Source organism: Acidovorax sp., assembly GCF_016783915.1.
In the GTDB taxonomy this organism is placed as follows: Bacteria; Pseudomonadota; Gammaproteobacteria; order Burkholderiales; family Burkholderiaceae_C; genus Acidovorax.
Genome location: NZ_JADHVT010000006.1, coordinates 1 through 13,226 on the forward strand (window position 1 = coordinate 1; position 13,226 = coordinate 13,226).

General features: G+C 67.3%; 9 protein-coding genes and 1 pseudogene. All 10 read left to right on the plus strand.

All coding sequences use genetic code 11. From position 1 onward, the window contains the following. Positions 1-579 (plus strand): annotated as a pseudogene (locus ISS20_RS02500) (glutamine-synthetase adenylyltransferase); the annotation flags it as partial. Positions 580-693: 114 nt separating this feature from the next. Continuing rightward, positions 694-1,425, plus strand: a complete 732-nt coding sequence (locus ISS20_RS02505; protein ID WP_291433366.1) for a CerR family C-terminal domain-containing protein — start codon at positions 694-696, stop codon at positions 1,423-1,425. Then, complete coding sequence (locus tag ISS20_RS02510; protein WP_291433368.1) at positions 1,422-2,807, plus strand: efflux transporter outer membrane subunit; 1,386 nt, start codon at positions 1,422-1,424, stop codon at positions 2,805-2,807. The genes ISS20_RS02505 and ISS20_RS02510 overlap by 4 nt, the downstream gene beginning before the upstream one ends. Positions 2,808-2,999: 192 nt before the next feature. After that, positions 3,000-4,214 carry an efflux RND transporter periplasmic adaptor subunit gene (locus ISS20_RS02515; protein WP_291433370.1) on the plus strand — a complete coding sequence of 405 codons (1,215 nt, stop codon included), beginning with the start codon at positions 3,000-3,002 and terminating at the stop codon, positions 4,212-4,214. A gap of 12 nt (positions 4,215-4,226) precedes the next feature. After that, on the plus strand, positions 4,227-7,361 hold the full coding sequence (locus ISS20_RS02520; protein ID WP_291433372.1) for an efflux RND transporter permease subunit: 3,135 nt from the start codon (positions 4,227-4,229) through the stop codon (positions 7,359-7,361). A 106-nt stretch (positions 7,362-7,467) separates the two neighbouring features. Then, the gene (locus tag ISS20_RS02525; RefSeq protein ID WP_291433374.1) at positions 7,468-8,670 is read left to right on the plus strand and encodes a phosphohydrolase; all 1,203 of its coding nucleotides are present in this window, start codon (positions 7,468-7,470) and stop codon (positions 8,668-8,670) included. A gap of 328 nt (positions 8,671-8,998) precedes the next feature. After that, on the plus strand, positions 8,999-9,583 hold the full coding sequence (locus ISS20_RS02530) for a glutathione peroxidase (protein WP_291433376.1): 585 nt from the start codon (positions 8,999-9,001) through the stop codon (positions 9,581-9,583). A 244-nt stretch (positions 9,584-9,827) separates the two neighbouring features. Then, positions 9,828-11,138 (plus strand): FAD-dependent oxidoreductase, encoded by a 1,311-nt coding sequence (locus ISS20_RS02535; protein ID WP_291433377.1) that lies wholly within the window; start codon positions 9,828-9,830, stop codon positions 11,136-11,138. Further along, complete coding sequence (locus tag ISS20_RS02540) at positions 11,135-11,935, plus strand: DUF1365 domain-containing protein (protein WP_291433379.1); 801 nt, start codon at positions 11,135-11,137, stop codon at positions 11,933-11,935. Before ISS20_RS02535 ends, ISS20_RS02540 begins: the two co-directional genes overlap by 4 nt. A 35-nt stretch (positions 11,936-11,970) precedes the next feature. Next, positions 11,971-13,203, plus strand: coding sequence for a cyclopropane-fatty-acyl-phospholipid synthase family protein (locus ISS20_RS02545; RefSeq protein WP_291433492.1), 1,233 nt, complete (start codon positions 11,971-11,973; stop codon positions 13,201-13,203). Positions 13,204-13,226: the final 23 nt, after the last annotated feature.

Genomic DNA, 13,226 nt, shown 5'->3' on the forward strand with positions numbered 1-13,226 from the left:
GGCAACTCGGGCCTGCTGGTGACGAGCTTCGAGGCCTACGCCAACTACCAGCAGCAACGCGGCAGCAACACCGCCTGGACCTGGGAACACCAGGCCATGACACGCGCGCGGTTTGTGATGGGGAGCGAGGCCCTGCGCGAGCGCTTTGACGCAGTGCGCGAGGCCGTCATCACCTCTGCCCGCGACCCGGAGGCGCTGCGCGGCGAGATCGTGACCATGCGCGAGCGGGTGCGCTCGGCCCACCCCACGCCGGCCGGGCGCTTTGACGTCAAGCACAGCCCGGGCGGCATGGTAGACGCCGAGTTTGCCGTGCAATACCTGGTGCTGTCGCAGTCTGCCGCCCACCCCGAATTGCGTGGCAACCTGGGCAACATTGCACTGCTGCAGCGTGCCGAGCAGGTGGGCCTGCTACCCGCGGGCGTGGGCCACGCAGCGGCCGACGCCTACCGCGAGCTGCGCCGGGTGCAGCACGTGGCGCGCCTGGACGAGGCGCCGACACAGGTCACACCGCCCGCACTGCAGGCCGAGCGCGATGCCGTGCTGGCACTGTGGAAGGCCGTGTTTGGCGCCGCGCCTTAGCATGCGGCGAACCAGACCGCAGTGACAACCGGTTGCACTTTGGTGCAGCGGCAGTTTCTGAAAAATTCATTAATTCAAACAACTGTTTGAATTCTGGTGGTTTAATCCGGGGCCATGAGTTCTGGCGCCCACCCCATTGCCGCTGCAGCCCAGCGCACTGCCCGCAGCGACGGCGAAGACACGCGCGCACGCTTGCTGCGGGCTGCGCTGCAGCTGTTCTCCGAAAAAGGCTTTGCCCAGACGCCGGTGCGAGCCATCGCCCAGGCGGCGGGCACCAACGTGGCGGCCATTGCCTACCACTTTGGAGACAAGGCCCAGCTGTACACCGCCACGTTCTACGAGCCGTTTGGCAGCGGCAGCGATCTGATCCCGGTGTTTGCCAACCCGGCCCTGGACCTGCCGGGCGCGCTGCACCATTATTTCGCGGGGTTCCTGGAACCGCTCAAACACGACGATCTGGTGACGCAGTCGCTGCGCTTGCATGTGCGCGAGCTGCTGGACCCCACCCATGTCTGGCCTGAACTTATCGAACGCGAGTGCCGCGCCCCCCACATGGCGCTGGTCCAGGTTTTGTGCCGCCACATGGGCGTACAGGTGGTGGACGATGACATGCACCGGCTGGCCTTCTCCATGGCCGGACTGGTGATGCAGCTATGGACGCAGCGCGACCCCCTCGTGGCCATTGCCCCCCAGCTGGCGGGTGCGGGGGTGGTGGACCAATGGGTGGAGCGGCTGTCCGGCTATGCACTGAGCATGGTGCAGGGAGAAATCGCCCGACGGCAGGCCACACAAAGGCCGGAGCGTCGCACTTTGAGGACTTCACACAAGAAGGAATCCAACGCATGAACATGCGCAAGACCCGTTTCGTATGGGCCGCTTTGCTGCCCCTGGCCCTGGGCGCCTGCGCGGTCTCCGCGCCGCCAGCGCAGGCGCCGGCAACTCCACCCGATGCCTGGCAGGCCCCGCTGCCGCACCAGGGCTCGCTGGGCGACATGGCCCGGTGGTGGACCCAGATGCAAGACCCGCTGCTGGTGGAACTGGTCGATGCAGCCCAGGCCCTGAGCCCAGGCATCGCACAGGCGCAGTCGCGCATCGCACAGGCCCGCGCCACGCAGGTGGGCAGCCGGGCGGCGTTGCTGCCTTCGCTCGACGCACAGGCCAGCGCCAGCCGGGGCTTCAACGATCAATTGGCCCGCTTGGCCACCACCTCGCAGGTGGGCCTGCAGGCGAGCTGGGAGGTGGACCTGTTTGGCGCCAACCGCGCGGCCAAAACCGCGGCCGATGAACGGCTGGCGGGCGCACAGGCGCTGTGGCACGAGGCGCGCGTGAGCGTGGCGGCCGAGGTGGCGCAGCAGACCAGCAGCATCCGCACCTGCCTGGCCCAGCTGCATGTGACCGAGCGCGACGCGCAGTCCCGGGGCGAGACGTCACGCCTGTCCCAGCTCAGCGAACGTGCGGGCTTTACCGCACCCGCCACGGCGGCACTGGCCCGAGCTAGCGCCGCCGAGGCCCAGGCCCGCGCCTCGCAGCAGCGCATGCAATGCGATGTGGAGGTCAAGGCCCTGGTGGCGCTCACTGGCTGGGAAGAGCCCACGCTGCGTACCCGGCTGACCCAGCCGGTGGCTGCGGCACCGGACACGCTGTTTGCCGTTGACGCAATGCCCGCCCAGGTACTGGCCCAGCGCCCGGACGTGTACAACGCCGAGCGCGAAGTGGCTGCCGCCAGTGCCGACGTCGCCAGCGCCCAGGCCCAGCGCTACCCGCGGCTGACCCTCAGCGGCAGCGTGGGTGCAGCCCAGGTGCGCACGGGGGGCGTGACCACCGACCTGAGCACCTGGACCATCGGCCCGCTGGCGCTCAGCGTGCCCATCTTTGACGGTGGCCGCCGCGCCGCGCAGACCGATGCGGCGCAGGCCCGCTACGACGAGGCCGCGTCGCAGTACCGCGCCAAGGTGCGCCAGGCCGTGAGCGAGGTCGAGCAAGCACTGGTGCGCCTGCAAAGCACGACCGAGCGCAGCGCCAGTGCACGCACGGCGGCAGAGGGCTACCGCGCATCGTTCGACGCGACCGAGGCGCGGTGGCGCGCTGGCCTGGCCAGCCTGGTGGAGCTGGAGGACGCCCGGCGCACCGCGCTGGCCGCCGAGAACGCGCTGGTCGCGCTGCAGCACGAACGCCAGACCGCCTGGATTGCGCTGTATCGCGCCGCTGGCGGTGGATGGAAGCTATGAGACACCCCCCTGAGGCGCTTTGCGCCTTCCCTCCGCTCTCGCATTGCTGCGCAATGCGGGCAGGGGGCCGCAGCCCTCGCTGCGGGGTGGCCCTTGCTTGGCTGCCCTCGTCTGCGCATCGCCAGTTTCGAGCGCAGTGGGCCACGCCCAACACCATGCACAGCTGATATGAATTTTTCAGGACAGATGCACATGCAACACTCCTCTTTCTCCTTCAAGTTTTCCCCCACCGCCTTCGCCGTGGTCATTGCCTGCATGCTGGCCACGGGCGGTGCGCTGGTTTTCTCGGGTGTATCGCTTGCAGCCGATGCGCCCACGGCGGGCCAGCCCCGGCCTGCGCTCACCGTGAGCACAGCCCAGCCGCAGCGCATGCAGGTGCCGCTGCGCCTGGCGGCCAACGGCAACATCGCCGCCTGGCAAGAGGCGAGCATTGGGGCTGAAAGCAACGGCCTGCGCCTGACCGACGTGCGTGTGAACGTGGGCGATGTGGTCAAGGCCGGGCAGGTGCTGGCCACCTTCTCGGCCGACACGGTGCTGGCCGATGTGGCCCAGACCCGCGCCAGCCTGCTCGAAGCCCAGGCCAATGCGGCCGAGGCCGCCGCCAATGCCGACCGCGCCCGCTCGCTGCAGGCCACGGGCGCGCTCAGTCAGCAGCAGATCCAGCAGTTCACCACGGCCGAGCAAACCGCCCAGGCCCGCGTGGAGGCCGCCAAGGCCGCGCTGAACGCGCAGCAGCTGCGCCTCAAATACACCCAGGTGGTGGCGCCTGACAGCGGCGTGATCTCGGCCCGCACAGCCACCGTGGGCGCGGTGGTGGGTGCAGGCACAGAGCTGTTCCGCATGGTGCGCAAGGGCCGCCTGGAGTGGCGCGCCGAGGTCACGTCCACCGAGCTGCGGCGCATCCAGCCCGGTGCCAAGGTCAGCGTTACCGCTGCCAGCGGCGCAGTGGCCGAGGGCATCGTGCGCATGGTTGCGCCCACGGTGGATCCACAGACGCGCAATGCGCTGGTCTACGTGGACCTGCCCGCCAACACCGACTTCCGCGCCGGGATGTTTGCGCGGGGCGAATTCGCGCTGGGCAGCAGCGACGCACTCACCGTGCCGCAGGAGGCGCTGGTGGTGCGAGACGGGTTCTCGTACGTGTTTGTGGTGGGCGAAGACCAGCGCGTGCAGATGCGCAAGGTCCAGACCGGCCGCCGCGTGGCTGACCGGGTGGAAGTGCTGTCGGGCCTGGACGCAGGAGCCTCCGTCGCCGTGCGCGGTGCGGGCTTCTTGAACGACGGCGACCTGGTGCGCGTGTCGGCCCCCGCAGCAGCGCCAGCGGCTGGCAAGCAGTCCTCCAGCCAGCACTTCATGCAAAAAGTGCCAGTAGCGCTAGTGGATCATGCGTCAGCAGCTATCAATTAAGGAGCATTCCAGATGAATGTGTCCACCTGGTCCATCAAGAACCCCATTCCGGCGCTGATGCTGTTTGTGCTGCTGACCTTCGGCGGCCTGCTGTCCTTCAACGCCATGAAGGTGCAGAACTTTCCCGACATCGACCTGCCCACGATCTCCGTGACCGTGGCGCTGCCGGGCGCCTCGCCCGCGCAGCTCGAAAACGACGTGGCGCGCAAGATCGAGAACAGCATCGCCACGCTGCAGGGCCTCAAGCACATCTACACCAAGGTGCAGGACGGCGGCGCCACCATCACCGCCGAGTTCCGGCTGGAGAAGCCCACTCAAGAGGCGCTGGACGATGTGCGCTCCGCCGTGGCCCGTGTGCGCGGTGACCTGCCGGGCGACGTGCGCGACCCCATAGTGACCAAGATGGACCTGGCCGCGCAGCCCGTGCTGGCCTTCACCATTGCGTCGGCCCGCATGGACGATGAGGCGCTGTCCTGGTTTGTGGATGACGCCGTGGCCAAGAAGCTGCTCACCGTGCGCGGCGTGGGCGCCGTCAACCGCGTGGGCGGCGTGCAGCGCGAGGTGCATGTGGCGCTCGACCCGGTCAAGCTGCAATCCCTGGGCGCCACGGCAGCCGATGTGTCGCGCCAGCTGCGCCTGGTGCAGACGGAGAGTGCAGGCGGTCGCACCGACCTGGGCGGCAGTGAACAACCGGTGCGCACGCTGGCCACGGTGCAGTCGGCTCAGGAGCTGGCGGGCCTGACACTCGCGCTGTCGGACGGCCGCCACGTGCGGCTGGACCAGGTGGCCACGGTGACGGACACCATTGCCGAGCCCCGCGCGCTGGCCCTGCTCAACGGCAAGCCCGTGGTGGGCTTCGAGGTGGCGCGCAGCAAGGGCGCCAGCGAGGTGGAAGTAGGCTCTGCCGTGCAGGCGGCCCTCAAGGAAATGCGTGCGCAGCACCCTGATCTGGAGATCACCGAGGCCTTCAACTTTGTGCAGCCGGTGCAGGAGGAATACGACGGCTCCATGCACCTGCTGTACGAAGGCGCGCTGCTGGCCGTGCTGGTGGTGTGGCTCTTCCTGCGCGACTGGCGCGCCACGTTTGTCTCGGCCGTGGCGCTGCCGCTGTCGGTGATCCCGGCGTTCATCGGCATGTACTGGCTGGGCTTCTCGATCAACGTGATCACGCTGCTGGCGCTGTCGCTGGTGGTGGGCATTCTGGTGGATGACGCCATCGTGGAGGTCGAGAACATCGTGCGCCACCTGCGCATGGGCAAGACACCCTACCAGGCGGCCATGGAGGCCGCCGACGAGATCGGCCTGGCCGTGGTGGCCACCACCTTCACGCTGATCGCGGTGTTTTTGCCCACCGCCTTCATGAGCGGTATTGCGGGCAAGTTCTTCAAGCAGTTCGGCTGGACGGCGTCGCTGGCGGTCTTTGCCAGCCTGGTGGTGGCGCGGGTGCTGACACCCATGATGGCGGCCTACATCCTCAAACCCATCGTGGATACGCACAAGGACCCACGCTGGATGACGGTGTACCTGCGCTGGGCCGCGTGGTGCATCAAGCACCGGTGGATGACCTTCATCGCCACAGCGGCCTTTTTCATGGGCTCGCTGGCGCTGATCCCGCTGCTGCCCACAGGCTTCATCCCGCCCGACGACAACTCGCAGACCCAGGTGTACCTGGAGCTGCCACCCGGCGCCACGCTGGCGCAGACGCGTGCCGTGGCCGAAGACGCGCGCCAGCGCATCGCCAAGGTGGAGCATGTGCAAAGTGTGTACACCACCATCGGCGGCGGCTCGGCTGGCACCGACCCCTTCATGGGCGGTGCCAGCACCGAAACGCGCAAGGCCACGCTCACCATCCTGCTGTCCGAGCGCGGCGACCGTCCGCGCAAGCAGGGCATCGAGAACCAGATCCGCGCCGCACTGGAGACGCTGCCCGGCGTGCGCAGCAAGGTGGGCCTGGGCGGCTCGGGCGAGAAGTACGTGCTGGTGCTCACGGGCGACGACCCGCAGGCGCTGACCACGGCGGCATTGGCGGTGGAGAAAGACCTGCGCACCATCCCCGGCCTGGGCAGCATCTCGTCCACCGCCAGCCTCGTGCGCTCCGAGATCGCAGTGCGCCCCGACTTTGCACGCGCCGCCGACCTGGGCGTGACCAGCAGCGCGATTGCCGAAACGCTGCGTATCGCCACGGTGGGCGACTATGACGTGTCGCTGCCCAAGCTCAACCTGGCTGCGCGCCAGGTGCCCATCGTCGTCAAGCTGCAGGACGACGCGCGCAAGGACCTGTCGCTGCTGGAGCGCCTGCCCGTGCCGGGCGCCAAGGGCCCGGTGATGCTGGGCCAGGTGGCCACGCTGGAGTTCAGCGGCGGCCCGGCCGTGGTGGACCGCTACGACCGCGCGCGCAACGTGAACTTCGAGATCGAACTCTCGGGCCAGCCGCTGGGCGACGTGACCAAGGCGGTGGAGGCGCTGCCTTCCATCCAGAACCTGCCGCCCGGCGTGCGCCAGATCACGATTGGCGATGCCGAGATGATGGGTGAGCTGTTCGCCAGCTTTGGCCTGGCGATGCTCACCGGCGTGCTCTGCATCTACATCGTGCTGGTGCTGCTGTTCAAGGACTTCTTGCACCCGGTGACCATCCTGGCGGCGCTGCCGCTGTCGCTGGGCGGGGCGTTTGTGGGGCTGCTGATCGCGCAAAAGAGCTTCTCAATGCCCTCGCTCATCGGGCTCATCATGCTCATGGGCATCGCCACCAAGAACTCCATCCTGCTGGTGGAGTACGCCATCCTGGCGCGGCGCGAGCACGGCATGACGCGCTTTGAGGCGCTGATCGATGCCTGCCACAAGCGGGCACGGCCGATCATCATGACCACGCTGGCCATGGGTGCGGGCATGCTGCCCATCGCCATCGGCCTGGGTGCGGCGGACGCGAGCTTTCGCTCGCCCATGGCAGTGGCGGTGATTGGCGGGCTCATCACCTCCACGCTGCTGAGTCTGTTGGTGATTCCGGCGGTGTTCACTGGAGTGGACGACCTGGGCCAGGGCTTCGGCCGGCTGGCTCGTCGCCTGCGTTTGGGGCAGCATGCCCCTGGCGCACCGGCTGCCCCCACACCGGCGCGCACCGCGCAAGCCGCCCCGCCCCCTGCCCCCTGACGCCAAGACCGGCTCAGCCCCCCGATATGAGCCCAAAAAGCAGGGCAATCACGGGGGTTGCGCGGGCTTTGGCGAGGGGTAGCCGGCGGATAATGCAACGCGCACCATGAACCTCGTCAGCCTGAACATCGAATCCATCCAACTGGGCCACCCCCTGCCATTTGTGCTGCGGGGTGCCGATGGGGTGTTGCTGGCACAAAAAGGCTATGTGATCCGCACCCGCGACGAGCTGGCCAAGCTGGTCGAACGCGGGCGCGAGCTGTGTGTGGACACGGACGAATCCGGCGGCAGCCACCGCGCCTACCTGGCGCAGCTGCAGCGCATGTTGATCGCCGACACCAACCTGGGAGAAATCGCCGCCATGAAGATGACGGCGGGCGAGCAGGCAGCCGCCGCCCGCACGGGCAAAACCTTGCCCGACTGGCCGGAGCTGCAGTTGCGCGCCACGCAGCTGCTGCGCGCCCCGTCGCCCAGCGACTTCGGCGGGCGCTTTCAGGCGCTGCACGACGAGCTGGTGCGCCATTGTGAACAGACGCCCGACGCCACGCTGCTGGCCCTGATCTATCTCTCGGCCCAGGAAACGCGCATGTACAGCGCCACCCATTCCATGCTGGTCAGCTGCGCGTGCATGGTGGTGGCCCGCGAGATGCTGCGCTGGCCCAGCGGCCGGGTGCAGCAGCTGGGGCACGCGGCGCTGAGCATGAACATCGCCATGACCGAGCTGCAGGACCAACTGGTGCTGCAGACCCAGCCCCTGACTGCCGCCCAGATTGCCGCCGTGGAAGACCATGCCGCACGGTCCGAGGCACTGCTGCGCCACCTGGGTGTGGCCGACCCGGTGTGGCTGGAGGCCGTGCGCTGCCACCACCACCGCACGCCCGGGCCCCTGGCCAAGAAGACCGAAGCCCAGCAGATGGCGCGCCTGCTGCAGCGCGCCGATATTTTTGGTGCCCGCCTGGCCCCCAGAGCGGCACGCCTGCCCATGCCTGTCACGGCCGCCATGCAGGCCAGCTACTACGACGAAGAACACCAGGTGGACGAGGCCGGGGCGGCCCTTGTCAAGACCCTGGGCGTGTACCCCCCGGGCGCTTTCGTGCGCCTGGCCAGCCGGGAGGTGGGGGTGGTCATCCGCCGGGGCACCACAGCCACCACACCGCGCGTTGCCGTGGTGACCAACCGCGACGGCATGCCAACGGGCGAGCCCATCCCCCGCGACACGGGCATGCCCCCCTGGAAGGTCACCGGTGTGGTGGCGTTCAAGGACGTGCGGGTCAAACTGCCGCTGGATCGCCTGCTACAGATGGTCTGACGCCCCGGGGCACCGCTGGCCCCTGGTTCTGCGTGCCGCTGCCATGGCGGCCGATCGGTGCAGGGTTTCCCCGTCTGTTTCGCCCCGGAGCATCGCCGCACGCCCAGCACCGGGGTTGGCGCTGCTCTTGCCGCGCTCCTCGCCCACGCCACCAGGGATTTGTACCGGCCGCACTCCCGGGACTGTTTTCGCACCCTTACCCCGCTTCGTTCAGAAATCTGAATCCAAATGCGCTCGCGCCACGTAAACCATTCAGTACAAATAAAAACTCATGTGGACAAAAAATGATGAAATGGTTAAATTGGCTGCACTCGCTGCCCAAAGTCCTATGAACCGCCTTACAAGACTCCTCTCGACAGTCGCCGCGCTGGCGGCCTGGCTGCTGCTGGCGCCCACCGCGCAAGCTGCCGATGCGCCTGCAGGGTGCCCGGCCACGCTGCAGCACACCTTCCCGCGCCTGCAGGACGAAAAGCCCCAGTCGCTGTGCCAATACAGCGGAAAAGTGGTTTTGGTGGTCAACACCGCCAGCTTCTGTGGCTTTACCGGCCAGTACAAGGGGCTGGAGGAGCTGTATGCCCGCTACAAGGACAAGGGTCTGGTGGTGCTGGGCTTCCCGTCCAACGACTTCGCCCAGGAAAAAAGCAGCAACAAGGAAATCGCCGACTTCTGCGAAAACACCTTCGGCGTGAAGTTTCCGATGTTTGCCAAGAGCAGCGTGAAGGGCCCCGAGGCCTCGCCGCTGTACCAACAGCTGGCGCAGCTGTCGGGCACGGCGCCACGCTGGAACTTCCACAAATACCTGCTGGGCCGAGACGGCAAGCTGGTGGACAACTACTCCAGCCTGACCGGGCCGGACAACAAGGGCCTGGTGCGCGCCATCGAGCAACAGCTGGCCCTGCCCACGCCCCGGTGAGCGCCATGACTTCTTTACATTTCTTGAAAAAAAATACAGCGGCCCTCTGGAACTTCACCAGCGCAGCCCCACTCTATCCATTGCGCAAGACGATTGCGCAGCGTACAGTTTTAACGTTGCGAAGCCTTTCGGGCCCCCGGGTTCCGACTGACCTCCTGGAGCGCTTCTCCTCCCTCCCTCTCTTATTCGTTTCGGGACGCTTCGCAACCTTTTTATTCCGTGCACCGACCAGAGGGAGCCGGTCATGAAAATCGCCATCATCGGCTCCGGCATCTCCGGGCTTTCCGTCGCGCACCGGCTGCGCGGCCAGGCAGACATCACACTGTTTGAGGCGGGCGACTACTTCGGCGGGCACACCCACACGGTCGATGTCACGCTGCCCGATGCATCGGGCACCCCCGCCACCCATGGCGTGGACACCGGCTTTCTGGTGTTCAACGAGCGTACCTACCCGAACCTGATCCGCCTGCTGGCCGAGTTGGGCGTGGAGACTGCCAAGTCGGACATGTCGTTCTCGGTGCAGGTGCCGGGAGCCCTGTCAGGCCACCGCACACTGGAGTGGAGCGGCACCAACCTCAGCACCGTGTTTGCCCAGCGCTCCAACCTGGTCAACCCCCGCTTTCTGGGCATGCTGCGCGACCTGCTGCGCTTCAACAAGCTGTGCACCCGCATCGCCGAAGCCCAGGCCGACGCCGCGCTGATGCAGCCGCTGGGCGACTTTTTGCGCGAGCACCGCTTTGGCGATGCGTTCCGCGACTGGTACTTTTTGCCCATGCTGGGCTGCATCTGGAGCTGCCCCACCGACCAGATGCTGAAGTTCCCCGTGGCCACCATGATCCGGTTCTGCCACAACCATGGCCTGATCCAGGTGAGCAACCGCCCGCAGTGGTGGACGGTGTCCGGGGGCGCGCGCCACTATGTGGACAAGATCGTGGCGGGCATTGCCGACAAGCGCCTGAACACCCCCGTGCGCCGCATCGAGCGCGATGCCGCCGGTGTGCGCGTGGTGACTGCAGGCCACACCGAGCACTTTGACAAGGTGGTGCTGGCCACCCATTCGGACCAGTCGCTCGCCCTGCTGGCCCAGCCCACACCGCACGAGCGCGCGGTGCTGGGTTCCATCCGCTACCAGGCCAACCGCGCCGTGCTGCACACCGATACGTCCGTGCTGCCCGAGCGCCGCGCTGCCTGGGCCGCGTGGAACTACGAGCGTGCTCAGCAGCGCAGCCGCGAGTCGGCCCGCGTGTGCCTGCACTACCTCATCAACCAGTTGCAGCCCGTGCCCTTTGCCCAGCCCGTGGTGGTGTCGCTCAACCCGGTGCGCGACATTGCGCCCGAACACGTGATCGGCAGCTACGAATACGCCCACCCGGTGTTCGACATGGCCGCCATCCGCGCACAGCAGCAGGTGGGCAAGCTGCAGGGGCAGCAACACACCTGGTTCTGCGGCGCCTGGACGGGTTACGGCTTCCACGAAGACGGCCTCAAGTCGGGCCTGGCCGTGGCCGAGCAATTGCTGGCGGCCCTGCCAGCCCCCCTGGCGGAGGCTGCGTGAGCCACACCCCGGCCACACCCGCAGCGCCCCTCATTGGCTTCGGCCAGGTGCGCCACACGCGGCTGCGGCCCCGGCGGCATGCGTTTGCGTATCCGACGTTTTTCCTGATGCTGCCCATGCGCAGCCTGCCAGACCTGCCTGGTCTGCGCAGTGAGCTGGCCGTGAACCGGCGCGGCGCCATCAGTTTCCATGACGTGGACCACGGCGACGGCCGCAGCGCCGCGCAGGGCGGGGCACTGGCGTGGCTGGACGAGCTGCTGCGCACTGAAGGCATCGCCGACGCCACGGGCGAGGTGTGGCTGCACTGTTACCCGCGCGTGCTGGGTTACACCTTCAAACCCGTGAGCTTCTGGTACTGCCACCGTGCCGATGGCAGCCTGCGCGCCATCGTTGTGGAGGTGAACAACACCTTTGGCGAGCGCCACTGCTACCTGCTGGATGCCCCGCAATACGGCGTGGAACAGCAGGCGCGCAAGGTGTTCCATGTATCGCCGTTCTGCGAGGTGAGCGGCGGTTACCGCTTTCGCTTCATGCGCACCGAGGCCGGTGCACAGGACGCGGGTCGCACCGTGGTGCGCATCGACCACGACGACGACACCGGCCCGCTCATCCAGACCAGCGTGAGCGGCACCCTACAGGCCATCACCCCACAGACCCTGCGCCAGGCGCTCTGGGGCTACCCCGCCATGACGCTGGCCATCATTGCCCGCATCCACTGGCACGCGCTGCAGCTGTGGCTCAAGCGCGTGCGTTTCCATCGCAAGCCCGAGGCGCCTGCCTCCATCGTGACCCGTTGATCTCCATGTCGTTCCAGCCCCGCGAGACCGCCGCCATGAACTCCACCACCGCCACCCGCTCCGACCGTAACGCGCAGGCCCTGCCCGCAGGCACTCCGGCTGCCGCCCGCACCGCGCTCCGGCTGCTGCAGCGCCTGCAGCACGGCCACCTCACGGTGCAGCTGCCCGACGGCACCTTGCAGCACTTCGGGCACGGCGATGGCCCGTCGGCGGCCATCACGCTCAAGAACTGGAATGTCTGCAGCGCAGCGCTCAAGTCGGGAGACATCGGCTTTGCCGAGAGCTACATCGCGGGCGACTGGACCACCCCGCACCTGACCGACCTGCTCAAGCTCTTCATCGCCAACCGCCAGCAGGTGGAGGGCGTGATCTACGGCACCTGGGCCGGCCGCCTGCTGTACCGCATCAAGCACCTGCTCAACCGCAACACACGCGCCAACAGCCAAAAGAACATCCACGCCCACTACGACCTGGGCAACGCGTTTTACGAGCTGTGGCTGGACGACACGATGAACTACTCGTCCGCCTGGTTCGAGGGCGATGCAGGCGGCGACATGCGCGCCGCCCAGCACGCCAAGGTACGCCGCGCCTTGCGCATGGCCGGTGTGCAGCCAAATTCCCGGGTACTCGAGATCGGCTGTGGCTGGGGCGCGCTGGCTGAGATGGCCACCGTCGAATTCGGCGCCCACCTGACGGGTGTGACACTCTCCACCGAGCAGCTCGCCTTCGCGCAAAAGCGCATGGCGCAGCAGGGGGTGGCCGAGCACGCCGACCTGCGCCTGCAGGACTACCGCGACATCCAGGACGGCCCGTACGACGCCATCTGCTCCATCGAGATGGTCGAGGCCGTGGGCCGCGAATACTGGCCCACCTACTTCCAGTCGGTGAACCGCCTGCTCAAGTCTGGCGGCAAGGCCTGTATCCAGAGCATCGTCATCGACGACAGCCTGTTCGAGCGCTACATCAGCTCCACGGATTTCATCCAGCAGTACATCTTCCCGGGTGGCTGCCTGCCGTGCCCACGTGAGTTCCGCCGCGAGGCCGAGGCTGCTGGCCTGCGCGTGGTGGATGAGTTCGCATTCGGCCAGGACTACGCAGAAACTCTCAAGCGCTGGCGCGAACGCTTTCTGGCGCAGCGCACGCAGATCCTGCAGCTGGGGTTTGACCAGCGCTTCATGCACATCTGGGAGTTCTACCTGGCGTATTGCGAGGCGGCGTTTGCGATGAGCAACATCGACCTGGTGCAGTACACCCTGGTCAAGGACTGAGGATGCTATGAAAAATATAGCTG